A 25,263-nucleotide genomic window follows, 5' to 3' on the forward strand; every position below is an offset into this window, starting at 1 on the left:
ATCTGGGTCACGACTCGATCGTGTTCTTCCCGGAAGGCACGACCACCGACGGCTCGATCGTGCTCAAGTTCCAGCCGCGCCTGTTCGCGACGGCGATCGAAACCAAGCGCCTGGTGCAGCCGGTCGCGCTGCGCTACAGCCCTGCGGCGAACGGCACGAAGACCGCGCCGTTCATTGGCGATGACGATCTGATCCGCAACATCTATCGCCTGCTGAAGAACGGCACTATCACCGCCGAAGTCATCTACTGCCCGGCGATCGAGCCCGGCGACCATGATCGCGCCGCGCTGGCCCACGCCGCACATACGGCGATCTGCACCGCGATCGCGCCGGATTCGATCCGCACGCCGACTTCGCGCGAGGCGCGCGATTCGCTCGCGGCCTGAGATCACAGCCCAGCTAGTAGGAAAGTAGCAGTGCCGCGCCCGGCGCAATCGGCCCTGCGGCCGTAAACTACGCGGCATTCCCGACACATCAGGTTCCCCTGTGTCCCAGTCGCCCCCTGTTGCCCAGCCTGCCCCGCCCGCTCCGATCGTCGCCGGCGTCAAGCTGCGCGCCGCCGAAAAGATGGCGCGCATCCCGATCAAGGTCGAGCCGACCGTCAACCCGCTGCGCAAGCCGAACTGGATTCGCGCCAAGCTCGGCGAATCGGCCGAAGTCGCCAAGGTCAAGGCGGCGTTGCGCGCCAATGGCCTGCACACGGTCTGCGAAGAAGCCAGTTGCCCGAACCTGTCCGAATGCTTCGGCAAGGGCACGGCGACGTTCATGATCATGGGCGACATCTGCACCCGGCGCTGCCCGTTCTGCGACGTGGCCCATGGCCGCCCGAACGCGCTGGACACCGAGGAGCCGGCCAAGCTGGCACGCACCATCGCCGACATGGGCCTGCGCTACGTGGTCATCACCAGCGTCGATCGGGACGATCTGAAGGACGGCGGCGCCGCCCACTTCGCGGCCTGCATTGCCGAATCCCGCGTCGCGTCACCGAAGCTGGTCATCGAAGTGCTGGTGCCGGACTTCCGCGGCCGCATGGACCCGGCGCTGGCGATCTTCAAGGACAACCCGCCGGACGTCTTCAACCACAATCTGGAAACCGTGCCGCGCCTGTACAAGCAGGCTCGTCCGGGTTCGGATTACGACTGGTCGCTGGATCTGCTGGAACGTTTCAAGGGCCTGCACCCGAACGTGCCGACCAAGTCCGGCCTGATGCTCGGCCTCGGCGAAGAGATCGAAGAGATCGAGCAGGTGATGCGTGACCTGCGAGCCCATGGCGTCAACATGCTCACGCTGGGCCAGTACCTGCAGCCATCGAAGCACCACCTGCCGGTGAGCCGCTACGTGCACCCGGACGAGTTCGAGCGCCTGCGCGTGGTCGGCCTGGAGATGGGCTTCGATCACGTCGCCAGCGGCCCGATGGTGCGCTCCAGCTACCATGCCGACCAGCAAGCGCATGGCGTGCTGGCCGGTGAAACCAGCGCCTGAGACTGCGCTCAGGCTTCGGCGGTCAAGGTGCTGATCTCGAAACGCCCACTTAGCGCCTTGTGGATCGGGCACTTGTTGGCGATGCCGGTCAGATAGGTTTTCTGCTCCTCGCTGAGCGCACCGATGAAGGCCAGCGTGCGGGTGATCCGGTAGACGCCGTCGGCTTCGGTGAAGGCGATCGTCACTTTCAGATCATCGAGCGGAATCTGCCGGCGCTGGGCGACCATGGTCACCGTCAGCGCGGTGCAGGCACCGAGTGCGGCATTGAGCAGATCGTGCGGATCAGGGCCGCCGTCGTCACCGCCGGACGCGATCGGCGCATCGACGCTGAACAGGTGACGACCTGCGCTGACCACCTGCATCAGCTTGCCATCTGCGGCCTTGCTGACCTGGATTTCGGGACTGCTCATCGAACCTCCTGCGTGAGTTGAGCTTCAAGGGTGGCCAGCCGTTCCGGCGTGCCGACGTCGATCCAGTTGCCGCGATACAGCTCGGCGCTGACCTGGCCGCGGATCGCGGCATCGCGCAGCAGCGGCGCCAGCGGAAAGGCACCGGGTGTGCAGTCCGCGAACAGCTCGGGACGCAGCACCGATAGGCCGCTGAAGGTATATGCCTCGGCGCAAGCGGTGATCAGACGGCCGCCAGTCTCGTCACCAGCAAGACCGAAATCGCCGCGTCGGTTGTGGGGCGGATTCGCCACCAGCAGCAGATGAGCGAGATCGTGCTCCGGAAGGCTTGCCGCACGCGCGACCAGGCGTTCCAGCGGGTAATCGCTCCAGACATCGCCATTGATCAGCAGGAACGGCGCAGGCCCGAGCAGCGGTAGGGCGCGAAAGATGCCGCCACCAGTTTCCAGCGCTGGCCAACCTTCCTCCGAGTAAGCGATCGACAGACCCAGCGTCCGTCCATCACCGAGATGGTCGCGTAGCCGATCGCCGAGCCAGCCAAGATTGATGACGATGTCGCTGATGCCAGCCGCCTTCAGTCGCAGCAGGTGATGCTCGATCAGCGGCCGGCCAGCGACCGGAAGCAGCGGCTTCGGCGTGTGGTCGGTCAGCGGCCGCATGCGCTCCCCGCGTCCGGCCGCAAGAATCATCGCTTTCATGTGATCAAGCGAGCGGCACGACCGGCAGCACGCAGCGTTCGAACAGCGCCGCCAGCGGCGCCAGTTCCGCATAGCGGGCGGCGACATCGATCACGTAGCGGACGAAGCGCGGCGTGTCGGCGAGATACTTCGGCTTGCCGTCGCGATAGTTGATGCGGGCGAAGATGCCGAGCACCTTAAGATGGCGCTGCAGGCCGATACAGTCGGCATCGCAACGGAAAGCGACGTAATCCGCGGTCAGCGGCAATCCAGCCATCAGGCCCTGCCGGTGGTAGCGGCGCAGCCAGGCGTCGATCCTCGCTTCCGGCCAGCTCAGGAAGGCATCCTTGAACAGGCAGATCGGGTCATAGGCGATCGGGCCATAAACCGCGTCCTGGTGATCGAGCACACCAGGATTGGGGTCGCTGATCATCAAATTGCGCGGCATGTAATCGCGGTGCACGTAGACCTTCGGCTGCGCGAGCGCGGCGGCGATCAGGGTCGCGCAGACCGACTGCCAGGCGGCGAGATCGTCGCCGCTCAGGCTGACGCCGAGGTGACGGGACAGATACCAGTCCGGGAACAGCGCCAGTTCGCGGGCCAGCAAGGGCTCGTCGTAATCGGGCAGCACGCCGGGGCACGACGCCAGCTGCCACTGGATCAAGGTGCTGATCGCGGGCGCGAACAGCTCATCGGCATTGTCCAAGGTCAGAACATCGAGGTAGGTCTGGGCGCCGAGATCGGAGAGCAGCAGAAAGCCCTGCCCGAGATCCTGTGCCAGCACCTGCGGCGCATGCACGCCGGCTTCGAGCAGCAGCGCGCCGACTTTCAGGAACGGCCGGCAGTCTTCCTGTGCGGGCGGCGCGTCCATGACGATCCAGCTGCGCTGGCCGCCGGCGATACGGCCCGAAACGATACGGAAGTAGCGCCGGAAGCTGGCATCGGCCGAGGCCGGTGCGAAGCTGGCACTGCCCGGCTCGACACTCAGACCAAGGCAGGCAAAGGCCCAGTCGCGCGCTTGCACGGCGCGGGCATCGAGGGCGTTCAGGGAAGCAGCAACGGAGGCAGAGCCGGTCACGGGCAAGAGGCTGGAGATCGAAGGGAGGCCATAGGGTAAGAGCGCGCCGCCGCATTTGCACCGAGGGTGAGGCAAACCCATACTTCGCAGGCTTTCAAGGACCCTCCCGCTTGCGACCCTCTACGTTCCGACTGCTGCGCGCCTGCGCGGTCTTATCAGTGCTGTGCAGCAGCGCCGCTCGCGGCGAACCGGCGTCGTGCCCGCAGGTCGATTTCACCAGCGAGATGCCGCCGATTCCGGCCGATCCGAAACTGGTGCTGAACGCCGACCAGGTCGATTTCAACGAAGGCGGCCAGTCCAGCCTCAGCGGCTCGGTGCGGGTCAGCCAGAACGGCCGCGAGTTCGCCGCCGAGAAGGTCGACTACAGCGAATCCGACCAGCGTCTCCGCACCGATTCGCAGACCTTGTTCCGCGACTCGCGCTACGCGATCCGCAGTGGCCAGACCGACTACGATCTGAAGCTCGGCAATGGCGTGTTCCTCAACAACGATTTCACCCTGCGCTCGATCAACGGCCGCGGCGTAGCCGAACGGATGTCGGTGGCCGAGGCCGGCAACGCCAAGCTCGAACAGGTGCGCTTCACCACCTGCGCGCCCGGCAACGAGGCCTGGACGCTGACGGCATCGACCATCTCGCTCGATCAGGACACCGGCCGCGGCGAAGCCACCAACGCGCTGCTGCGTTTTCAGGGCGTGCCGCTGTTCTATCTGCCCTGGTTCCAGTTTCCGATCGATGGCCTGCGCCATTCCGGCTTCCTGTTCCCGATCGTCGGCAACAACCAGAACACCGGTTTCGATATCCGCTGGCCGGTCTATCTGAATCTCGGTTCGAACTACGACGTGACCCTGATTCCGCGCTATCTGTCGGAGCGCGGTGCGCAGATCGGCGGTGAAGGCCGCTATCTGCTGTCCAGCAACGAGGGTTCGCTGTTCGGCGAATACCTGCCCAGCGATGACAAGCTCGGCGGTGAAAGCCGCAGCTATATCGACTACCGCCATGTTGGCGCGCTGAGTCATAGCCTCGGTGTCGAAGCCAAGTACGGCTATGTCAGCGACCGCAATTACTTCGCAACCTTCGGCGGCGGTGTCGATCTGACCTCGACGCCGTTTCTGGAGCGCGGCGTCAAGTTCACCTACCAGGCGCCGACCGTGTTCCGGGTCGAAGCCCTGGTGCAGGAATACCAGACGCTGGCCACCACCCAGACTTCCAGCCTGACCGGTCTTGATCCGGACCCGTACACGCGCCTGCCGCAGATTCGGGTCGACGGCCTGAGCAAGAACAGCTTCCTCGGCACCCGCGCCGGCATGTTCGGCGAGTTCACCAATTTTGCGCGGGCCGGCTCGGTGGAAGGCCAGAGAGTCATCGCCCAGCCTTATCTGCGCTGGGAGCACGATCAATTGTCCTGGTATGCAAACGCCCAGAGCGATCTGTCGTACACCGCCTACAACCTGACCAACACCGATGCTGGTGTGCCCGATGCACCGCGCCGCACCTTGCCGCTGCTCAGCGCCGAGGGCGGTCTGCGTTTCGAGCGTCTCACCGGTGGCGGCAACATGCAGACCTTGGAGCCGAAGCTGTTCTATCTGTACGTGCCGTATCGCGATCAAAGCCTGCTGCCCTTGTTCGACAGCGGCCTGCCCGATTTCGATTTCCCGCAGCTGTTCGCACGCAATCGCTATTCCGGCTACGACCGGGTATCCGACGCCAACCAGCTGACCACCGCCGTCACCTCGCGGCTGATCGAAAGCGATTCCGGCATCGCCCGGCTCAGCGCCACGCTCGGCCAGATCTATTACTTTCGCGGCCCGCGAGTCGATCTGCCCAACTTCGCCACGCCGAGCGAAGGCGGCTCCAACCTGCTCGGCAATCTCGAATACCAGCTGAGCAGCCGCTGGTCGGCAACCGGCACCAGCGAAGTCGCGCCGACCCTCGACCGCGTGCAGCGCAGTTCCGTCGCGCTTCGCTACCGGGACCCGGAGGCCAGCGCCGGTGGCCGCCGCTTCGACCTCGCCTACCGCTACCGGCGCGATCTGCTCGAACAGGCCGATGCCAGCTTCTCGACACCGATCACCGATGCCTGGCGGCTGGCGGCGCGGATGCGTTACAGCCTGCGCGACGACAGCACCCTGGAAGCCTTCGGCGGCGCCGTATACCAGACCTGTTGCTGGGCGGTCAGCGCCACCTATCGTCGCTATCTGGTCGGCGGCGTCGATCGCTTCAACAACGGCTTCTACGTGCAGCTCGAACTGAAAGGCCTGACCCGGATCGGCAACGGCTTCGAACGCCTGCTGCCGAACGATGATTTCGACAGCGACCGGCGCAGCCTGGGCAGTCGCTGAAGCCCCTCAAGCCGCGCGTGATAACCTTTTCGCCCGTTCTGTCTCACCTGTGCTGATGATGCCCACCAAGTCCCTGCTCAAGCTCGCATTCCTGATCGTCGCCACTCTGACCGGCGCGAAGGCGCTGGCGGCGGTGGAGTCACTCGATCGCATCATCGCCGTGGTCAACGACGGCGTGGTGCTGCAGAGCGAGATGGAACGCGCCCTGAAGATCGCCGAAGCCCAGTTGCGCGATCGCAACATCCCGGCACCGCCCGTCGGCGTGATCGAATCGCAAGTGCTGGAACGCCTGATCGTCACCCGCCTGCAGACCCAGCGCGCCGCCGAAGCCGGCATCCGCATCGATGATCGCGAACTGAACGACGTGCTGGCCTCGGTCGCCGCCCAGAACAAGCTGAGCCTGCCGCAATTCATCGAAGTGCTGAAGAAGGACGGTCTCGACTACACGTCGGTCCGCGAACAGATCCGCGATGAAGTGCTGACCCAGCGCGTGCGCCAGAAGGAAGTCGCTTCGCGCGTGCAGGTCACCGATCAGGACATCGATCTGGCGCTGGCCACCGCCTCTGCCGAAGACACCACCGAATATCGCCTCGCCCACATCCTGGTGTCGGTGCCGGACGGCGCCACCACCGAAGTCCGCGAAGCAGCGCGCGCCAAGGCCACGGCGCTGCTCGCCCGTGCCCGCGGCGGCGAAGATTTCACCCAGATGGCGATCGCCAATTCCGATGGCCAGCAGGCCTTGTCCGGCGGCGATCTCGACTGGCGCAAGGGCGCCAACCTGCCGACCGCATTCGCCAAGGTCGCGCCGAAGCTCGCCATCGGCGATGTTGCCGACATCATCGAATCCGGCAGTGGCTTCAATCTGATCAAGCTGACCGACAAGCGCGACGCCGGCGAGCGCACCACGGTCAGCGAGACCAAGTCGCAGCACATCCTGCTGCAGGTCAACGCAATGCGTGACGACGATGGCTCCCAGGCACTGATCCGCGAGATTCACGAACGCCTGCTCAAGGGCGAGGATTTCGCCGTGCTGGCGAAGAAGTACTCGGACGATCCGGGTTCCAAGAATTCGAGTGGCGATCTCGGCTGGCAGCCGCCGGGTGTGTTCGCCCCGGAGTTCCAGAAAGCGCTCGACGAACTGCAGCCTGGCCAGCTCAGCACGCCATTCCACACCCAGTTCGGCTGGCATATCGCCAAGGTCAACGATCGCCGTACCCGTGACGCGACGGTGGAAGCCCGCCGCGGCCGTATCCGCACCTCGATCTCGGTGCGCAAGGAAGCCGAGGAATACGAGACCTGGGTGCGCCGTCTGCGCGAGGAAGCCTACGTCGAATATCGGACCACGCCCGATGCCGCGACGACCACGCCTGCCCCTGCTGCTGTCACGCCGGCCGGCTAGGTGTTGCCCCGCCTGATCGTCACGCCGGGCGAACCGGCGGGCATCGGCCCTGATCTGATCATCCGTATCGCGCAGGATCCGCTGGCCGCGCAGCTGGCAGTGGTTGCCGATCCTGAGTTGCTCGTCGAACGCGCTGCCCTGCTCGGCTTGCCGCTACGCCTGGTCGCGGCCAGCGATGCCGTCCACGTGCCGGGCAGCCTGCAGGTGCATCCGGTTGAAACGGCGGCGCCGGTCAATGCCGGCCATCTCGATCCGGCCAACGCCGGCTACGTACTGCATACCTTGAGAGTGGCCGCTCGCGCCTGCCTGTCTGGCGCCGCCGATGCGATGGTCACAGCCCCCGTGCACAAGGGCGTGATCAACGATGCCGGCATGCCGTTCACCGGTCATACCGAATTTCTCGCCGAGCTCTGTGGCGCGCCACTGCCGGTGATGCTGCTCGCCGCTCCCAAACTGCGCGTGGCGCTGGCGACGACTCATCTGCCGCTGCGCGCGGTGCCGGATGCGATCACCCGCGAGGGTCTGGCGGCCGTGCTGCGGATTGTCGATGGCGATCTGCGAACCAAGTTCGGCATCGCCCGTCCGCGCATCCTGGTCTGCGGCCTGAACCCGCATGCCGGCGAAGGCGGACATCTGGGACGCGAAGAGATCGACACCATCATTCCGGTGCTCGATCAGCTTCGTACCGAAGGTCTGGACCTGATCGGCCCGTTGCCGGCGGACACGCTGTTCACTGCCAAAGGACTCACCGGTGCCGATGCCGTACTCGCCATGTATCACGATCAGGGCCTGCCAGTGCTGAAGTCCAGTGGCTTCGGCGAGGCGGTGAACATCACGCTCGGCCTGCCGATCATCCGTACCTCGGTCGATCACGGCACCGCGCTGGAACTGGCCGGCACTGGCCGCGCCGATACCGGCAGCCTGCGGGCAGCGATCGATGCCGCCATCGAACTGGTCGCCCGCCGTCAGGAGATCGCTCGATGAGCGCACCGAAAAAACGCTTCGGCCAGCATTTCCTGCACGATCAGGCGGTGCTTGACCGCATCGTTCGTACCGTCAACCCGAAGCCGGACGATGCCCTGGTCGAGATCGGCCCTGGTCGCGGCGCATTGACCCGGCTGCTGCTGCCGAAGGTGACGCGGCTGCGCGTGGTCGAGATCGATCGCGATGTGATCGCGCCGCTGCGTGCGGCCTGCGGCCAGTCGGAGAAGCTGGAAATCCACATGGGCGATGCGCTGGAAGTCGATTTCGCGCAGTTCATCGACGATGGCCGGCCGCTGCGTCTGGTCGGCAACCTGCCGTACAACATTTCCACGCCGCTGCTGTTTCACCTGCTCGGCGTCGCCGGCCTGGTGAAGGACATGCACTTCATGCTGCAGAAGGCCGGGCAGCGACGACTACGGCCGGCTGACGGTATCGATGGCGGCGCGCGCCGCAGCAGTCAGTCTGTTCGATGTCGGCCCGGAAGCGTTTCATCCGCCGCCGAAGGTCGATTCCGCCGTGGTGCGACTGACGCCGAGGCCGGCGCCGTTTCCGCTGGCTGATCTCGGTGCCTACGAGCGGCTGGTCGCCGCAGCATTCAACCAGCGGCGCAAGACCTTGGCCAATGGTCTGAAGGGATTGCTGACGGCAGCGCAGATTGCTGCCGTCGGCATCGAGCCGGGCATCCGCGCCGAGCAGTTGTCGCCTGCCGAGTTTGCGCGGCTATCGGATGCCTGGGCCAGCCTGCCGGCGGTCTGACTGCAGACCGCCCCGAATTCGCTACGACTTATTTTTCCTTGGTCGTAAACGAGTCACGATCGAATTTTTCCGGGATTGGATGCTTGAAGCTGTCCGCGTAGCGATCGTAGATGTTCTTTGCCGCGTCGCCTGGCAGCGGCCGGGCAGTACGCGATGCCGCGCTGCCGCTGGCCTGCAGCTGGGTCCAGTCACGCGTCGTCGAGCCGAAGCTCGCGGCCGCCGCTTCGCCGTTGCCGGCGCTGGACGATTCCTCCGCGCAGGCCGAACCGGCGGTGAACGCCAAGGCCAGGACGGGGACCAACATGATCTTTGCGCGCATCTTCCTTCTCCTGTGTGACCGGCAAACTCGATCTACCGGTCGGTGATATTGATTCCTGAAGCGGGCGTACGCCGATTCAGCTCGGCGTACGGCTGCTACGCGCGGCCTGCCGGCTGCGGATGTTCTGGGCATCGGCACGCAGCCGTTTCATCGTTTCGGCCGTGGCACCCGCCTGTTTGGCCATCTGATCAGCGCCCGGCTGATTGCCGGTCAGCAGCATCAGGATGATCAAATTGTTGCGGCTCTTGAGCTGCGCCGGTGCCAGCTCGGCGGCCGTCGATAACTCCGGCAGCGCTTCCGAATAGCGGCCAGCTTCCATCAGGGCATAGCCCAGATCGTTGCGAATCTCGACATCGGTCGGCAACTTTGCCGAAGCGCTGCGCAGCGCCCGGATCGCGCCTTCCAGATCCTTGCGCGTCAGCATCAGGCCGATGCCATGCCAGGCCTTGCCTTCCAGCGGTCCGCCCATCAGACGTCGGTACAACAGTTCGGCCGGAGCGGTCTGGCCCAGGCGACGGCGCGTCTCGGCTTCCAGATAGATCAGCTGCGCACTGTTCGGTGCCGCCTGCTTCTGCTCCTGGATGTGGGCGAGCGCAGCGTAATACTGGCCTTTGTCGAGCAGCCCGCGAATCACGTCATCGCGAATCTCGACGACCTTGGAAGGGTCCGCCGCGATCGGCTCGTAATCATCCGGCGGCGTCTGGCGGACCACGCGCTGGGCGCAGCCACTCAGCAGCAACACGATGACGAGAGCAGATAGCCCTTTCACGGTCGGGTCTTGAAGGCTCACTTCCCGGCAACGGTGCCGAGCGTGCGAATGATGCCGAGCGTCGCTGGTCCTGCCACGAAGATCAGCAGCGCCGGAAAGAAGAACAACACCATGACCACGGTCAGACGGCCGGAGATGATGTTGACCTGCTCGCGCAGATCGAGACCGCGACGCTCTTCGATCAGCTTCATCATATCGAGCAGCGGTTCGCGCACTTCGCCGCCGTAACGATCGACCTGGCGCAGCACGCCGATGATGTTGCTGAGATCGTCGACCTCCAGCATGTCACCGAGCTGGCGCAGCACCTCGCCGGTATCGGCACCGGTATCGAACTGGCGCACGGCAGAATCGAATTCGCGGCCCAGTTCAGGCAGCACGCCACGGCCGTCACGAACGATCGAGGCCAGCGCCTGACGCGTCGACAAACCCGCTTCGAACAGCAGCACCATCAGATGCACGAACAGCGGCACCTCACGTTTGATCTTCTGCCGCCGCGCCGCGGCAGCCCGGCGTAGCACGATGCGCGGCAGCAGCAGCGAGATCGCGAACGCCGCGAAGATCATCGCGTAGAGCATCGGCGGCTTGAACAGCTTGCCACCGCTCAGCACGCCGATGAACACGCCGATGCCGAGCAATACCGGCACCAGTCCCTGCAGGGCGTAGAAGATCAGCCGTGATTCCGGCCCGCGCCAGCCAGCCTGGGCGAGCAGACGTGGCGTTTCGCCTTCCTTGTCGACCAGCTTGTCCAGCGACTGGCCACGGCGGGCAAAGCCTTCGAGCAGTTGCTTGTGTTCGGCGCCATCGAAGTTGTCGCCAAGCTCGGTCCCGTCGAGTTCGAGACGGCGGCGCAGACGCCGGCCAGCTTGGGCATCGAATGCCATCCAAATCAGCACACCCAGCGTGGCAATGCCAAACAGCACGGCACCGACCACGACCATCGCATAGATCGTCGGACTCATGATTCGCTCTCGTCGATGCCCTTCAGCATCCGCCACATGGCCACGAAACCAAGCACCAGCATGGCCCCGGAACCGGCCAGCAGCAGCAGGCCGGTGGAGTCGTCGATCATCACGTTGTAATACTTGGGGTTGCTGATGTACATCCAGGCGAACAGGCCAACATTGATGAAGGCCAGCATCTTCGCGGAGAAGCGGGTTTCGGCCGTCAGTGCACGCAGTTCCTGCGCGGCCGACGAGCGCTGGCGAATCACCACGATCAGGCTTTTCAGCACGCCGCGCATGCTGCCGCCGTACTTGCGATTGATGCTGGCGGCAAGCGCCATCACTTTCAGATCACGAAGACGATAGATTTCGCCGGCTTCGCTCAACACCTGTTCCAGCGGCGCGCCGAGGCGCACCTGACGGCCGATCGAGGAAAATAACGGCCGGATCGGATTGGGTGCTTCGCGCGCCGCCTGATTCAAGGCTTCATCGAGCGTGTTGCCAGCAGCGAGCACGCGGATCGCGTTCTCCAGATAGGCCGGCAATTGTTCGACGATCTTGATCCGGCGCCAGACCGCGCGCTGGATCAGCAGCATGTAGACCAGGGTCAGGCCGATGCCAACCACTGGCAGAACGATGAACGGCCCGGCGATCACCGTCAGCAGCACAGTAACGACCACTACGCCGAGAAGCAGACGGATCACGGCCTCCGGGCGAATTTCCGAACCGGTGCGCCAGAACAGATGACAGACCCAGCGCAGCACCGGATTGCGGATCGTCGCGCTGCCCTGGTTGATCGCGGCCTCGTCGGCGCCGCTGACTCGCAGGCGCATCTTGACGTCGGACTGGTACTCCTGGTCCCGGGCCTGCAAAAACAGCCAGACGGCGACACCGAGCAGCAACACGGCGCCCAGCACGATCAAGGTCACTCCGGCGTTCATGCAGCCTCCTGTGGCACCACGATGCCGGACTCGGGTTCGTAGCGAAACACGTTGTGCATCACCAGTTCGCTGCCATCGAGGCCGCGCAGTTCGCTGATCGACATCACCCGACGCTGGCCGCTGGACAGGCGCGAGACATGGACGACCAGTTGGATCGCCGCCGCAATCTGGCCGCGCAGCGTCTTTTCGCCGCCGGTGTAGCCGGCGAAGCCGGCCAGCAACTCGATGCGGTGCATCGCATCGCGAACATTGTTCGCATGCAGCGTGGTCATCGAGCCGTCGTGGCCGGTGTTCATCGCCTGCAGCATGTCCAGCACTTCATCGCTGCGCACCTCGCCGACGATGATCCGATCCGGCCGCATGCGCAGGGCATTGCGAACCAGATCGCGCGCGCTGATCGCCCGCTGGCCTTCCAGATTCGGCGGCCGGGTTTCCAGGCGCACGACGTGGTTGTGGCGCAAGCGCAGTTCGGCGGCATCCTCGACAGTGACGATGCGCTCGCCGGACGGAATCCAGCTGCTCAGCAGGTTCAGGAAGGTGGTCTTGCCCGAGCCGGTGCCGCCAACGACGATCAGATTGGTCCGCGTCTCGACCTTGCGCTTCAGGTAATCGAGTTCCGGCTGGGTGATGCTGCCGCTTTTCAACAGGTCTTCTGCGGTAAGCGGCACCTTCTTGAACTTGCGGATCGACAGGCAGGGCCCATCGAGCGCGATCGGCGGAATGATCGCGTTGACTCGCGAACCATCGGGCAGACGGGCATCGACCATCGGCGTCGATTCATCGACCCGGCGACCGAGCGGCGCCAGGATGCGCTGAATCACGCGAATGACGTGGTTGTCATCGTTGAAGCGCACCGGCGCCGAATAGAGCTTGCCGCCCCGCTCGATGAAAACGTTATGCGGGCCATTGACGACGATGTCGTTGACAGTGTCGTCATCGACCAGGCTCTGGATCGGCCCGAAGCCGAGCAACTCGTTGCGAGAATCGGCGATCAGCGCTTCCGATTCGCGCTGGTTGACCGGCAGCCGCTGTTCGAGCACGTAGCGCTTGACCTGCTCGGCCACAAAGCGCTCGACCTTGTCGGCCGGCCAGGTGTAGATATCGAGCTTGCGATCCTCGATCTGGGCGATCAGATGCCGATGCACGCTGCTCTTCAGCGTCTGGTACTGATCCGACAGCCGGAACCGCTCGATCTGATCCGTCACGGCCGGCACCGGTTACCGGAGCAGCCGATCAAGAAAGCCTTGCGGCGCCGCCACGGCCTTCATGTCGCCGGACATCAGCAGACCCGCCAGTTCCTGCATGCCGGCGCAGTAAGGATCCTTCTTGGCCAGCGTGTACAGCGGTTCGCCGGAATTCATCGACAGCAGGCGGTTGAAGCTTTCGGTCTGCAAGGAACTGAGCAGCGGCAACTCGAACAGTTCGGCGAGATTGCGTGGTTCCAGACCCAGGCGCCGACGATAGTTGTCGACCACCAGCGCGGTGCGATCCAGCGAGCAGTCCTGGGCACGCAAGGCGCGCAGCAGATACTTGTTGTGGCGCGATTTCAGGATCGACTGATCAGACAGCAGCAGGCTGCGATCAGCCATGTTGACCAGACCGGACAGTGCCGTGATCGGGGCGTGGCCATCGACGGCCACCACCATGTAAGTGAACAGGCCACGCAGCACCTGCATCAGCTTCAGCAACTGATCAGCATCGAAGCTGGCCCGGCCGAGCAGATCCTCGGGCAGGCTGAGCACGTAGAGGCCGCTGGCGTGCTTGGGGAACGCGGTATCGATCAAGGTCTGATCGCAGCGATGCGCATCATTGACTGCATCGAGCACGTTGTAGGTCGGATTCAGGTTCAGGAAGATCGCTGCCGCACCGGACGGTGTGGCGAGATCGACCAGCAACACTTTCTCGCCCGGATTGATGCGCTCGATCAGCGCCAGCGCCAGATGCTCGGCGAAGAACGCGATCGACTCATGCGGGTGGCCGGACAAGGTCAGGAAAATCTGCCCGGCCTTGGTCGGCACGGCGGCCGATGCCGTGGCCGTGCGCTTCAGCAGGCGGCCGATCTGCGGCCCAAGCTTGGCGTCATCCCGGCCGCGCACCAAGTAGTCACGGGCGCCGGCGCGCATCGCAGCGAGCATGCATTCGGCATCTTCGCTGGCACCGAGGCCGACCACCGGAACCTGCCAGTGACGCTCTAGAAACTGTTCGACGAAGCTCGCGCGCATCATCGCGTTGGCCGGCGTGAACTCGCAGAACACCAGACCATAACGACCCTGCGCTTCGACACTGGCCAGCAGTTCCGTCGGTACCAGGCCGCGGATCGCGATGACGTCGAGATTGGCGTCCTCGGCATCCTGCAGCCAGGATGCGAATTCCGGATCGTCGGCGACGACCAGTACTTTCGTCTTCATGCGCAGCACATCTTCACGGTCGTTCGGATCTTCTTCGGTGGGCGGCGGAACTACTTGCTGTAACCGGTATCGGCGCTCTGGCCGAAATCACCGGATTCCAGGAACATCGTTTCGGCGAAGTTCGGACGATAGCGATCGGTCGAAGCACCCGGCAGCGGCGGCAAAGCCGCGCCCTTGGCGATCGGACGCACCAGGTGCGGCGTGATCACCATGATCAGCTCCTTCTCGTTGCGGGTGATATTGGTGGTGCGGAAGAACGCGCCCAGCACCGGGATGTCACCCAGCCACGGCACCTTGTCGACATTGGTCGACAGGTTGTTGCTGACCAGGCCGCTGAGCACGAAGGTTTCGCCATCACCCAGTTCCACCGTGGTGTCGGTGCGGCGAATGACGATGCCCGGAATCGTGGTGCCGCCGATGGTCACCGCATTGGTGAAATCGAGATCACTGACTTCCGGCGCCACCTTGATCGCGATGCGGCTGTTCGACAGCACGGTCGGCGTCAGGTTGAGACGCACACCGAACTCGCGAAACTGCACGGTGATCGAACCGCTGCCGTTGGCACCGCCGCCCTGCGGCACCGGATACGGAAACTCGCCACCGGCGAGAAAGCTGGCGGTCTGGCCGCTGAGCGCGGTCAGGCTCGGTTCGGCCAGGGTGCGGGCCAGGCCCTTGCGTTCCAGCACGCTGAGAATACCGGTGTAACCGTTGTTGCCGAACACGATGTTGAAGGCATCGCCGATCGGCAGAAAGCCGGTGGCGCCGGCGAAGGCACCGACGAGGCCGGAGCCAGCGCCCGACAACGGAGCTCCTGCCAGCGAACTCGGAATGCCGATGCCGGCCGCGCTATTGGCGCCGAGTTTGAACAGATTGATTCCGTACTGCTGCAGCGAGCGACGGTTGACCTCGACGATACGGACCTGACTCATCACCTGGGTCTCGCCGCCGACCAGGCTGCGATCGACCGGCGGCGGGGCATCCTTGTCACGCGGCGCCGACGTCTGGCTGGCCTTGCGATGCGCCAGCAGATTCGGCACCGAGCCGTCCAAAGCGCCGTTCGGCTGCACGGTCAGCTTCGAAAGCGCGGGATCGCTGCTGGCCGGTGCGGCCACGGCGATACGGTACTCGGTCGGCTCGGAAACGCCTTTGGCGCCACGCGTCCAGACCAGCAGGCTGGTGGTGCCGCCGAGCTTGCCATTGATCAACAGCTCGCGGCCATTGACGACATTGACATCGGCAACTTTCGGATCACCGATCGCCACCCGGGTGACCGATCCCTTGGCGCGCACCAGCTTGTGCGTACCCGGCTCGACCAGCACCGTTTCGGCCTTGGCCATCGCCACGGCTTGCGCATGAACCGGAAGCGGCAGCTGCGCGGTGACCACTACCACGAGTGCGGCGACGGCGAAGCTTCGAGACAGCTGCCGAGTGATCGAGAAGCGCATGCCAGTTCCTGTGCGAGCTGCGAGCGGCGACCGGGACGCGGCCGAGTCAAAAGTGTGGAGTTCGGCGATCAGCTGCGAAGCGCGGCTCATGGCGACACCGTCTTGAGGTCCGAACCGCGATAGATCTCGATGCGCGGCGGCCCCTCACTGCGCACGGCCTTCTTCTTGCCCTTGGCAATCAGCTGGGTCAGTTCGGTGGCGGTGATGATCTGTGCCGCAGCCAGTTCGGCTTCGGCATCCGCCTTGGCCTTCGCTTCCGGGCTCAGCGGCAGGCTGCTGGCGGTCTCACTGACAGCACTGATCGCTGGTGCGTCGGTATCGGCTGCGGCAGCAGTCGTTGCCGGCGTGCCATGCAGAGCGAGCCGAAGTTCGCCGTAGCTGGAACCGAGCAGTACCTTGGTGACCTGAGGTTCGGGAATCGCCAGCACGGCGGTGCGCTCGCGGCGAGCCTGAGCCTGCTTGTCCTTTTCTTCGGGCAGGCCCTTCGGCGGCTCGACCAGATGATCCTCGTACGACAGCACGCGGATATCACGAATCAACACGCGGGCCTGGGTCGGAATGTCTTCGGTCTTGTCCGGGCCGAACTTTTCGCCAGTCGGCGTGCTGGTCACCGATTTGATGTAGACCAGCACGTCGACGGTATCGCCAGGGCGGACGAAGCCGCCGACGCCGACCACATCGTCAACCTTCAGCGACAGCGCGCGGAAACCATCCGGCACCCCGCGGGCAATCATGTTGGCGTCCTTGAAGAAGCGCGGCACCACCGGCGCACCGGCATCGATATCGATCAGCGGCGTGCGGCCGATGGCGTCGTCGACATTGGCGAAGTACTCGGTCGGCGCAATCGTGACCGGCGCCAGCACGATCGCATCGCGGTCGATCGGCACGTTGGCTGCCAGCGGCCGGGTGGCAATCACGACCAGGATCTGTGGCACTGCCGGCGCAGTCGCAACCGACTGCTGCTCCTGGGCCTTCGAGGCACTTTCGGCAAAGCTGCGGCTCATCCGCCAGCCGACAATGGCCAGGATGATGGCCAGCAATCCGAGCACGATCGCGACGATCCGAATCGCGTTGCTGTTGTTCATGCGTGTGCCGCTCCCTATTGATTATCAGCCGCTTTTTGCCGGCAGCTTAATGATGCATCGCTGTTACTTGAGGCCGTTACCGGCTCAGTTCATAGATCAGGACAAACGACCTGCTGCCGTCGCCTGCAATGCCGCCGGCAACGGCGGAATCGAGCCGATGCCCATCGGCAGCACCATCTGCGGAAACAGGGTGGGCGTCGTCAGGTTGTAGGTCACCAAAATGCGCAGAGTGTTGGTCGCGACGTCGACCGGAGCAACCAGATACGTCAGCGCTGAAGGCACCGCAGCGTTTGCCAAGGTGAAATTGCTGATAACGGATTCAGCAACCGCCGCATTGATCGCGGCGAAGTAGGCGGCATCGCTGCTCCTTGGCGCTACTGCAATGGCCGCTCGCAGCGCTTCTTGGGCAATAAAATTGATCCGCTGCTGCAGGAAATAGACGTAGCCGTAGGTCACCGTGCCGTAGATGATCGCGAACAACAGCGGGAACACCAACGCAAACTCGATCGCCGATGCGCCAGTGATGCGGCGTGGCAACCGGTTCAGCGAACGATGACGGGCCATGATCGGGTGTTCCAGAACAGCATGAGGACAACTGGACGGACTTGCGGACGCGAACGCTTGGGCTCAGCAGGTGACGTAGCAACGATATCTCAATAATCCTGGCTGTTCCGCTTCAAACCTCGGCAGTAGCCAAATTTTTTCACATCGAAGCTTTCCAGCAAAAGACCGATCGATACCGCTGGCAATGCAGTTGAATGGCGGCGGAGAACCCATGGCGATTTCTGGGCAGCCTGCTTCGACATTCACCGGAAAGCCAACAAGAACGGCACTCTGTGACGACACTTTGAAACAAACTGGGCATCCGGCTACACCGGAAGATCGATCCAGCGCAGACGGATGCCCAAATCTGCCAACCACGGCACCGTGAGCGAGCCTTCGGTGTCGGGAAAATTCAGGAAAGCTCGGGCAAGCTCTTAACGGGCATTGGCGTTGGTGAGCGCAGTATTTGTTTTTGTGAACAAAGTATTGAGCTGGGGGCCAATCAACAGCAAGGTAGCGACGATGCCGATTGCAATCAAACCAACAATCAGGCCGTACTCGACAGCGCTGGCACCTTCGTCATCACGGAGAAAATTCTGGATTCGCTTGATCATCGGTATTACTCCATCAGTCAGGTTTCGGGGGCGGTTCGGGTGCTTGAAACCCGTGAACAGACGATAGGCCAGGCACCGAGGAGCGTCAAAGCTGCTGGCTCCCGCAACTACTACCGCTCATCGGTTATGGTGATCGGCACTTTCTGCAAAAACTGAAGCCGCCGTGGCGATTTACGCAATTGGGGACCTTCAAGGCTGTTGCGATGCGCTGAAGCGCTTGCTCGACCACGTGCGCTTCGATCCGGCCAGCGATCAGCTCTGGTTCGCGGGTGACTTGGTCAACCGCGGGCCGCAATCCGCCGAAACCCTGCGCACGGTAATCGCGCTCGGTGACAGCGCCGTCAGCGTGCTCGGCAACCATGACCTTCATCTGCTCGCCGTCGCCGCCGGTGGCAAGCGTGGCCGGCGCGACACGCTGGACGACATTCTCGACGCACCCGATCGCGACGAACTGCTGCACTGGTTGCGCCATTGCCCGCTGATGCATGGCGCTTCGGGCAGTTCCTGGCAGTTACTGCACGCCGGCCTGCCGCCACAGTGGACGATCAGCGAGGCAGCGCGCCACGCGCGCGCCGTCGAAGCGGTATTGCGCGGCCCGAATCACGAAGCCTTGCTGAGCCACATGTATGGCGATCAGCCGGACCTCTGGCAGACCGACCTCAAAGGCTGGCCATACCTGCGTTTCGTCATCAACTGTTTCACCCGCCTGCGCTACTGCACGCCGCAAGGCCGGATCGCTACCGAACCGAAGGGCACGCCGGGCAGTCAGCCTGCCGGCTTGCTGCCCTGGTTCGCGGTGCCCGGCCGGAAAAGTGCCGGCACGCCGATCCTGTTTGGCCACTGGTCAACGTTGGGCCAGGTGCATTGGCCGGAACATCAGGTCTGGGGACTCGACACCGGCTGCCTCTGGGGCGGCCGGCTCAGTGCGCTGCGTCTCGACGATGCGGCCTTGTTCAGCATTCCTTGCGATGAACACAGGCGCCCAGGCGCCGAGCAGGATTGATCAAGAAGTCCGGCCTTCGATCCAGATCAGCGCCGCCATCCGCCCGCAGACGCCATCGCGCCGGAACGAATAAAAACGCGCCGGATCGGCATGGGTGCTGATGCCACCACCGTAGATCTGGGTGACGCCAGCTCGCGTCAGCCGCTGGCGTGCCAGCGCGAACAGATCGCCGAAGTATTTATCCGGCTGAACACCCGGCCGGAAGCAGGATGCCGCTACCGGATCGAAGGCAACGAACGCCTCACGAACTTCAGCGCCCACCTCGAAAGCCTCCGGGCCGATTGCCGGCCCGATCCAGGCCATCAGCCGCTCCGGCGCGACCGGTAGCGCAGCAACAGTGCTTTCGAGCACGCCAGCGCAGAGACCGCGCCAGCCGGCATGCGCAGCGGCGACGACGCTGGCATCCCGATCGCAGAACAGCACGGCGAGACAGTCGGCCGATTGCACCGCACAGACGACGTCCGCCTGTGAGGTGAAAACGCCATCGGCTTCCGGCTCCAGCTGCTGATGCGGCAGGCTCAGCACCCGCGTGCCGTGTACCTGACGCAACCATTCCGGCGCCGACGGCAGGCCCAGATGCTCGGCGAGCAGGCGGCGATTTTCGACGACAGCGGCCGGATCGTCCCCGCAGTTGCGGCCCAGATTCAGGCCGGCGTAAGGCCCGTTGCTGACGCCGCCCTCGCGCGTCGTGAACGCGGCGCGGATCGCCGCCGGTGCCGGCCAGTTGGGGATGAGCGGCGCCATCGTTCAGGGGCGCTCAGGGAGCAGCGCGCAGGCGATCGAGCAGGCGCAGCATGTCCGGCGGCGCTTCGGCCGAGAATTCCATCTCCTCGCCGCTGATTGGATGCTCCAGCTGCAGGTTGCGCGCATGCAGCGCCTGGCGCGGGAAACCATTCAGCGCCAGACGTAGCGTCTCCTCGATGTTGCGGCCGCGGGTGATACGGCCGCCGTAGACGGCATCGCCGACGATCGGATGAAGGATCTGCGCCATGTGCACGCGAATCTGGTGGGTGCGGCCGGTTTCCAGCCGCACGCGCAGCAGGGTGTGATTGGCGAAGCGTTCCTGCACCCGATAGTGGGTGACCGCCGGGCGACCATCCTCGACCACGGCCATCTTCAGGCGATTGCGCGGATCGCGGCCGATCGGCTGATCGACCGTGCCACCAGCGGTGACGGCGCCGTTGACCAGCGCGTCGTACTCGCGGCGGATGTCGCGCGCCGCCATGTCCGCCACCAGCCGCGTATAGGCGACCAGGGTCAGGCCGACGATCAGCAGGCCACTGGTGTCCTTGTCGAGCCGATGCACGAGCCCGGCGCGCGGCAGCAACTCGGTTTTCGGGAAGCGATGCAAAAGCGCGTTCTGCATCGTCGAATCGGACTGACCGGCGCCCGGGTGCACGGTGAGGCCCGGCGGCTTGTTGATCACCGCGATGTCGTTGTCTTCGTAAACCACTTCGAGCGGGATCGCCTGCGGCCGGTCATTGCCGGCCAGCGGCTGTTCGTCGACCGTCAGGTCGAGCACGTCGCCCATGGCCACCGGCTGGCGTGCCTTCTCGGCCGGCGCGCCGTTGATGATCAGCGCCCCGCTTTCGATCCAGGTTTTCAGCCGGCCCCGAGACCAGGCCGGGAACAACCGCGCGGCCACGGCGTCCAAGCGCTGCCCGTGCAGGAAATCGGGTACCTGCGCCTGCTCCACCTGGCTCATGATCTCGTCACCCGACACCAGAGTTGGTGCCCCGACGAGGGCTGACAGCCATCGGCTATACTCATTTTTTGACTCAACGTGCTGATGCTCCGCGTAATGATCGATCGTTCTTCCCGCGGCCCGTCCGCAACGCGCGCACTGCGCATTATCTGCCTCGCCTCACTGGCGGCCCTCGCGACTGGCTGCGCCTCGAAAGGCGAAAAAGCCGATCGCCCGGACAATCCGTTCCGGCCTGGCTCGGAAGTCAGCCCCGCCGGCGCCACGCCGCAGACCGAAGAGGCGCTGAAAGCCGAAGCGGCGCTGTTCTACCGGCGCGCGCATGAAGCGATGGTGGCCTCCGATTACGAGACCGCAACCACCCGCTACACGCAGCTGATTGCCCGCTACCCGTTCACCGAGTATTCGACTCAGGCCGAGCTCGAGAAGATCTTCGTCCAGTATCGCAGCTTCGCGCCGGACGAAGCGCTGCTCGCCGCGGATCGCTTCATCCGCGAACATCCGCACCACGTCCACGCCGATTACGTCCAGTACTTGAAGGGTCTGATCAATTCGAGCCGCACGCAGGCGCTCAGCGATTACCTGCCGATCGACTCGAGCAAGAAGGACGTCACCGGCGAACGCCGCGCCTATGACGATTTCGCCGTCTTGCTGCAGCGCTATCCCAGCAGCCCCTACGCTGGTGATGCCCGCAAGCGGATGATCTATCTGCGCAACCGGGTGGCCGCGCATGAGCTGTCGATCGTCCGCTACTACGTCAAGCGCCAGGCTTGGGTGGCGGTATCGAAGCGCGCCGAGAATCTGATTGCCGAATACCCAGGCGCCCCCGCGACAGTCGAAGCGCTGAAGCTGCTGAAGCTGAGCTATGAAAAACTGGGCCTGACGCCACAAGTGGCCGATCTCGACCTGCTGATCGCCAGCAATGCCGAGTCGATCGCCCAGGCCAGCGCGCCGCCGCCGAAGCCGGGTCCGCGTACCGTCATCGTCCTGCCTACCGATCAGCCGTCGGCAGCGCCAGCCGCAGTGCAGCCGGACGCGGCTGCAAGCCCGGCGGCACTGAGCAGCGAAGCTCCAAAAGGTCTTTTCGAAAGAATCGGCGGCTACTTCGAATCGCTGAACAAGACCTACACGATCGACAGCAAGGAGGCGAAACCGGCCGATGCAGCAGCCGCGGGAACTGCCACAGCGCCTGCAGTGGGCACTCGGGCTGAGCCCGCCAACCCGTCGTCGGCCAATCAGCCGGATGCCGCGTCGCTGACCACTGGCCCTTACGTGGGCGAACCAGCGGTCGTCAATCTGCCACCTTTGTTCAGCGATGGAGACGCCGCCAAGCCGGCCGCCCAACCCGCCACCGAGACGGCGCCGAAGGTCGAGGCTGCTGCGCCTGCAGCTGCACCGGCGCCCGAGGCGCAGAAGGAAAAAGGCGGTCTGTTCGACTTCCTGAACAAGACCTACACGATCGGCGGCAGCAAGACCGGTGAAGCGGCGGCGAAGGATGCGCCGGCAACCACGGGTGAAGCGGCGCCCAGCGACAGCAAGACCCGGCTGAAGATGGATTACGAAGCGCCAGACGGCAGCAGCCAGCCGGTTACGGTCAACGGCAACACGACGACCGAGCCGCAATCTGCCGCCCCTCCAGCCACGCCTTAAGCCCAGCGATCGGCAGCCGATGGACCATCAGGGCGCAGCGAAAGCCGCGCCCTTTTTCGTGCTCGCAGTTCAGCGGTCGCCGTAGACCGCAGTGATCGGGTAGCGCCGTTCGCGTCCGAACGCACAGGGCGTGATCTTCGGCCCTGGCGGTGCCTGGCGGCGCTTGTATTCGGAACGGCGCACCAGCCCGGCAACGCGGCGCACGGTCGCTTCATCAAAGCCCATCGCGACGATCTCGGGGATCGACAGGCTGCGCTCGACATAGGCTTCGAGGATCGGATCGAGCACCTCGTAAGGCGGCAGCGAATCCGAATCCTTCTGGTCCGGCCGCAGTTCAGCACTGGGCGGACGCTCGATGACCCGCTCGGGAATCACCGGCTTGCCTGCCGGCGCCAGCGTGTTGCGATAGCGCGACAGCTCGTAGACCAGGCCCTTGTAGGCATCCTTGATCGGCGCGAAACCGCCGAACATATCGCCGTACAAGGTCGAATAGCCGACCGCCATCTCGCTCTTGTTGCCGGTGGTCAGCACCACCGGCCCGAACTTGTTCGATAGCGCCATCAGCAGCACGCCGCGCGAGCGCGACTGCATGTTTTCCTCGGCAAGATCGATCGGCCGGTCGCCGAAGATCGGCGCCAGAGTCTCGGTGAACGCCTCGAACGGCCGTTCGATCGGCAGCACCGAATAGCGGATGCCGAGCGCCTCGGCTTCGAGCCGCGCATCGTCATTGGACATGTCCATCGTGTAGCGCGATGGCAGCGACACCGCCCAGACCCGATCGGCGCCCAGGGCATCGGCGGCGATCGTCGCGACCAGCGCCGAGTCGATCCCGCCGGACAAACCCAGCAGCACGCCGGGAAAACCGTTGCGATTGACGTAGTCACGCGTCGCCTGCACCAGCGCGCGATAGACCTGCGCGACGCTCGATGACGCCGCCCGCCGCTCGCCACTGAATGTCAGCGCGCCGTCTTGGCGAGTGACGTTCAGCGGGAAAACGCCTTCATCGAACAGCGGCGCTTCGAAGCCCAGCGAGCCGTTGACGTCGATCGCCAGCGAATCACCGTCGAACACCAGTTCGTCCTGGCCACCTGCGCAGTTGACGTAGACGATCGGCAGATCCTGCTCGGCTAGGCGCTGACGCAGCACCACGCGACGCTCGTCCGGCTTGCCGATGTTGTACGGCGAGGCATTGATGTTGAGCAGCAGTTCGGCACCGGCGGCCTTCGCCCGCGCCGTTGGGCCCGGGCCCCAGATGTCTTCGCAGATGCACAGGCCTATGGTCAGGCCATCGAGCTTGAACACCGTCGCGCTCGGCGCGCCCTGCGTGAAATGGCGGCGTTCGTCGAACACGCCGTAGTTCGGCAGCAATTGCTTGCGGGCTCGGGCGACCAGCCGGCCGTCACGATAGACCGAGGCCGCGTTGTAGGTGCGACGGCCGCCGGCATCGTCGACGAACTCCGGATGGCCGACGACGATGTGAATGCCGTTCGAGGCGGCCGCAACCTGCTCCAGCCCGACAGCGATTGCCTGCGGCAGCGCGGTGCGCAGCAGCAGGTCATCGGGCGGATAGCCGAGCAGCGACAGCTCCGGTGTGGCGACCAGCTGGGCGCCAAATTCATCGCGAGCCTTGGTGGCCGCCGCAATGATCTTGGCGACATTGCCGTCGATGTCGCCGACCCAGAGGTTCAGCTGGGCGGCAGCGAGGACCAGCGGCTTGTTCATCAGAATTTCGTTTCCACAATCGGGGCCGACACGATACCGGCACGATAAACGAGAAAGGGCGCGACGAATCGCGCCCTTCCCGGTTACTTCAGTTGCTGGACAGCGATCAGAGCAGCGACTTCATCGCCGCACCGAGGTCCGCCGGCGAGCGAACCGTCTTGACGCCGGCCGCTTCGAGCGCCGCGAACTTCTCGTCCGCCGTGCCCTTGCCGCCGGCGATGATCGCGCCGGCATGGCCCATGCGCTTGCCGGCCGGAGCGGTGACACCGGCGATGTAGGCCACCACCGGCTTCTTGACGTACTGCTTGATGTAGGCCGCCGCTTCTTCTTCCGAAGAACCACCGATTTCGCCGACCATGATCATGCCGTCGGTGTCCGGATCGGCTTCGAAGCGCTTCAGCACGTCGATGAAGCCGAGGCCGCGAACCGGATCGCCACCGATGCCGACGCAGGTCGACTGGCCGAGGCCGTTCTGGGTGGTCTGGTGCACGGTTTCGTAGGTCAGCGTGCCCGAACGGGAGACGATGCCGATACGGCCCGGCTTGTGGATGTGGCCCGGCATGATGCCGATCTTGCACTGGCCAGGCGTGATCACGCCGGGGCAGTTCGGACCGATCAGCACGGCGTCCGGATAGGCCTTCAGCGCGGCCTTGACCTTGACCATGTCGATCACTGGAATGCCTTCGGTGATGCAGATGATGACCTTGATGCCGGCATCGGCCGCTTCGAGGATCGCATCAGCCGCGCCGGGGGCCGGCACGTAGATCATCGTCGCGTCGGCGCCGGTGGCGCGCACGGCGTCATGGGCGGTGTTGAATACCGGCAGCGACAGGTGGCTGCTGCCGCCCTTGCCTGGCGATACGCCGCCGACCATCTTGGTGCCGTAGGCGATCGCCTGTTCGGAATGGAAGGTGCCCTGCTTGCCGGTGAAGCCCTGGCAGATGACCTTGGTGTCTTTGTTGATCAGGATGCTCATTGCAGTCTCATTAATCCCTGGTT

General features: G+C 64.5%; 23 protein-coding genes and 2 pseudogenes. 8 read left to right on the forward strand and 17 right to left on the reverse strand.

Annotation, left to right across the window (positions count from 1 at the left end; genetic code table 11):
- A pseudogene (locus Q0D45_RS06715) lies at positions 1–386 on the forward strand (1-acyl-sn-glycerol-3-phosphate acyltransferase); the annotation flags it as partial.
- A 100-nt stretch (positions 387–486) separates the two neighbouring features.
- On the forward strand, positions 487–1,482 hold the full coding sequence (gene lipA, locus Q0D45_RS06720) for a lipoyl synthase (protein WP_366946363.1): 996 nt from the start codon (positions 487–489) through the stop codon (positions 1,480–1,482).
- Positions 1,483–1,490: 8 nt separating this feature from the next.
- Here lipA and Q0D45_RS06725 read toward each other — a convergent pair whose 3' ends face one another.
- The 3 genes from Q0D45_RS06725 to Q0D45_RS06735 are packed head-to-tail and all read right to left on the reverse strand — an operon-like array spanning position 1,491 to position 3,554.
- The gene (locus Q0D45_RS06725) at positions 1,491–1,892 is read right to left on the reverse strand and encodes an OsmC family protein (protein ID WP_022977842.1); all 402 of its coding nucleotides are present in this window, start codon (positions 1,890–1,892) and stop codon (positions 1,491–1,493) included.
- Positions 1,889–2,587 (reverse strand): N-acetylmuramate alpha-1-phosphate uridylyltransferase MurU, encoded by a 699-nt coding sequence (gene murU, locus Q0D45_RS06730; RefSeq protein ID WP_293390257.1) that lies wholly within the window; start codon positions 2,585–2,587, stop codon positions 1,889–1,891. Before murU ends, Q0D45_RS06725 begins: the two co-directional genes overlap by 4 nt.
- A 4-nt stretch (positions 2,588–2,591) precedes the next feature.
- Positions 2,592–3,554, reverse strand: a complete 963-nt coding sequence (locus Q0D45_RS06735) for a phosphotransferase (protein ID WP_366946365.1) — start codon at positions 3,552–3,554, stop codon at positions 2,592–2,594.
- Between the two features lie 200 nt (positions 3,555–3,754).
- Between Q0D45_RS06735 and lptD the strand changes: the two genes are divergently transcribed.
- The 4 genes and pseudogenes from lptD to rsmA all read left to right on the forward strand — a co-directional run bounded on the left by lptD (position 3,755) and on the right by rsmA (position 9,122).
- Complete coding sequence (gene lptD, locus Q0D45_RS06740; RefSeq protein ID WP_293390261.1) at positions 3,755–5,983, forward strand: LPS assembly protein LptD; 2,229 nt, start codon at positions 3,755–3,757, stop codon at positions 5,981–5,983.
- Positions 5,984–6,041: 58 nt separating this feature from the next.
- Entirely contained in the window at positions 6,042–7,382 is a 1,341-nt protein-coding gene (locus Q0D45_RS06745) for a peptidylprolyl isomerase (protein WP_293390264.1), read from the forward strand.
- 3 nt (positions 7,383–7,385) lie between these two features.
- Positions 7,386–8,366 (forward strand): 4-hydroxythreonine-4-phosphate dehydrogenase PdxA, encoded by a 981-nt coding sequence (pdxA, locus tag Q0D45_RS06750; RefSeq protein ID WP_366946364.1) that lies wholly within the window; start codon positions 7,386–7,388, stop codon positions 8,364–8,366.
- Positions 8,363–9,122, forward strand: a pseudogene (rsmA, locus tag Q0D45_RS06755) (16S rRNA (adenine(1518)-N(6)/adenine(1519)-N(6))-dimethyltransferase RsmA). The gene pdxA and the pseudogene rsmA overlap by 4 nt, the downstream one beginning before the upstream one ends.
- 28 nt (positions 9,123–9,150) lie before the next feature.
- Here rsmA and Q0D45_RS06760 read toward each other — a convergent pair.
- The 10 genes from Q0D45_RS06760 to Q0D45_RS06805 all read right to left on the reverse strand — a co-directional run bounded on the left by Q0D45_RS06760 (position 9,151) and on the right by Q0D45_RS06805 (position 18,187).
- Complete coding sequence (locus Q0D45_RS06760; RefSeq protein ID WP_293390270.1) at positions 9,151–9,426, reverse strand: DUF3613 domain-containing protein; 276 nt, start codon at positions 9,424–9,426, stop codon at positions 9,151–9,153.
- 91 nt (positions 9,427–9,517) lie between these two features.
- Positions 9,518–10,210, reverse strand: coding sequence for a tetratricopeptide repeat protein (locus Q0D45_RS06765; protein ID WP_293390273.1), 693 nt, complete (start codon positions 10,208–10,210; stop codon positions 9,518–9,520).
- 17 nt (positions 10,211–10,227) lie between these two features.
- Complete coding sequence (locus tag Q0D45_RS06770; RefSeq protein ID WP_293390275.1) at positions 10,228–11,169, reverse strand: type II secretion system F family protein; 942 nt, start codon at positions 11,167–11,169, stop codon at positions 10,228–10,230.
- Positions 11,166–12,092 (reverse strand): type II secretion system F family protein, encoded by a 927-nt coding sequence (locus tag Q0D45_RS06775; RefSeq protein WP_293390277.1) that lies wholly within the window; start codon positions 12,090–12,092, stop codon positions 11,166–11,168. The genes Q0D45_RS06770 and Q0D45_RS06775 overlap by 4 nt, the downstream gene beginning before the upstream one ends.
- Positions 12,089–13,297: a CpaF family protein gene (locus Q0D45_RS06780; protein WP_293390280.1), complete on the reverse strand. Its 1,209-nt coding sequence runs from the start codon at positions 13,295–13,297 to the stop codon at positions 12,089–12,091. The genes Q0D45_RS06775 and Q0D45_RS06780 overlap by 4 nt, the downstream gene beginning before the upstream one ends.
- A gap of 12 nt (positions 13,298–13,309) precedes the next feature.
- The gene (locus Q0D45_RS06785) at positions 13,310–14,500 is read right to left on the reverse strand and encodes a hypothetical protein (RefSeq protein ID WP_293390283.1); all 1,191 of its coding nucleotides are present in this window, start codon (positions 14,498–14,500) and stop codon (positions 13,310–13,312) included.
- A gap of 50 nt (positions 14,501–14,550) precedes the next feature.
- On the reverse strand, positions 14,551–15,945 hold the full coding sequence (locus tag Q0D45_RS06790) for a type II and III secretion system protein family protein (RefSeq protein ID WP_293390286.1): 1,395 nt from the start codon (positions 15,943–15,945) through the stop codon (positions 14,551–14,553).
- A gap of 86 nt (positions 15,946–16,031) precedes the next feature.
- Positions 16,032–17,030 (reverse strand): Flp pilus assembly protein CpaB, encoded by a 999-nt coding sequence (gene cpaB / locus Q0D45_RS06795; protein WP_293390289.1) that lies wholly within the window; start codon positions 17,028–17,030, stop codon positions 16,032–16,034.
- Between the two features lie 96 nt (positions 17,031–17,126).
- Entirely contained in the window at positions 17,127–17,594 is a 468-nt protein-coding gene (locus Q0D45_RS06800; protein WP_293390292.1) for a TadE family protein, read from the reverse strand.
- Between the two features lie 413 nt (positions 17,595–18,007).
- Complete coding sequence (locus tag Q0D45_RS06805; RefSeq protein ID WP_293390295.1) at positions 18,008–18,187, reverse strand: Flp family type IVb pilin; 180 nt, start codon at positions 18,185–18,187, stop codon at positions 18,008–18,010.
- A gap of 163 nt (positions 18,188–18,350) precedes the next feature.
- Between Q0D45_RS06805 and Q0D45_RS06810 the strand changes: the two genes are divergently transcribed.
- Positions 18,351–19,190 (forward strand): symmetrical bis(5'-nucleosyl)-tetraphosphatase, encoded by an 840-nt coding sequence (locus Q0D45_RS06810; protein WP_293390298.1) that lies wholly within the window; start codon positions 18,351–18,353, stop codon positions 19,188–19,190.
- Here the strand turns inward: Q0D45_RS06810 and pgeF are convergent, their stop codons facing one another.
- The gene (gene pgeF / locus Q0D45_RS06815) at positions 19,191–19,934 is read right to left on the reverse strand and encodes a peptidoglycan editing factor PgeF (protein ID WP_293390300.1); all 744 of its coding nucleotides are present in this window, start codon (positions 19,932–19,934) and stop codon (positions 19,191–19,193) included.
- A gap of 13 nt (positions 19,935–19,947) precedes the next feature.
- Entirely contained in the window at positions 19,948–20,895 is a 948-nt protein-coding gene (rluD, locus tag Q0D45_RS06820; RefSeq protein WP_293390302.1) for a 23S rRNA pseudouridine(1911/1915/1917) synthase RluD, read from the reverse strand.
- Positions 20,896–20,979: 84 nt separating this feature from the next.
- Here rluD and Q0D45_RS06825 point away from each other — a divergent pair, with 84 nt between their 5' ends.
- Positions 20,980–22,542 carry an outer membrane protein assembly factor BamD gene (locus Q0D45_RS06825; RefSeq protein WP_293390305.1) on the forward strand — a complete coding sequence of 521 codons (1,563 nt, stop codon included), beginning with the start codon at positions 20,980–20,982 and terminating at the stop codon, positions 22,540–22,542.
- Positions 22,543–22,611: 69 nt separating this feature from the next.
- Here Q0D45_RS06825 and Q0D45_RS06830 read toward each other — a convergent pair whose 3' ends face one another.
- Both Q0D45_RS06830 and sucD read right to left on the reverse strand, forming a co-directional pair.
- A complete protein-coding gene (locus Q0D45_RS06830; protein ID WP_293390354.1) occupies positions 22,612–24,264 on the reverse strand; it encodes an NAD+ synthase in 1,653 nt (550 codons plus the stop codon).
- 106 nt (positions 24,265–24,370) lie between these two features.
- A complete protein-coding gene (gene sucD, locus Q0D45_RS06835) occupies positions 24,371–25,240 on the reverse strand; it encodes a succinate--CoA ligase subunit alpha (RefSeq protein WP_293390357.1) in 870 nt (289 codons plus the stop codon).
- Positions 25,241–25,263 lie beyond the last annotated feature (23 nt).

Source organism: Nevskia sp. (assembly GCF_023266035.1).
In the GTDB taxonomy this organism is placed as follows: domain Bacteria; phylum Pseudomonadota; class Gammaproteobacteria; order Nevskiales; family Nevskiaceae; genus Nevskia.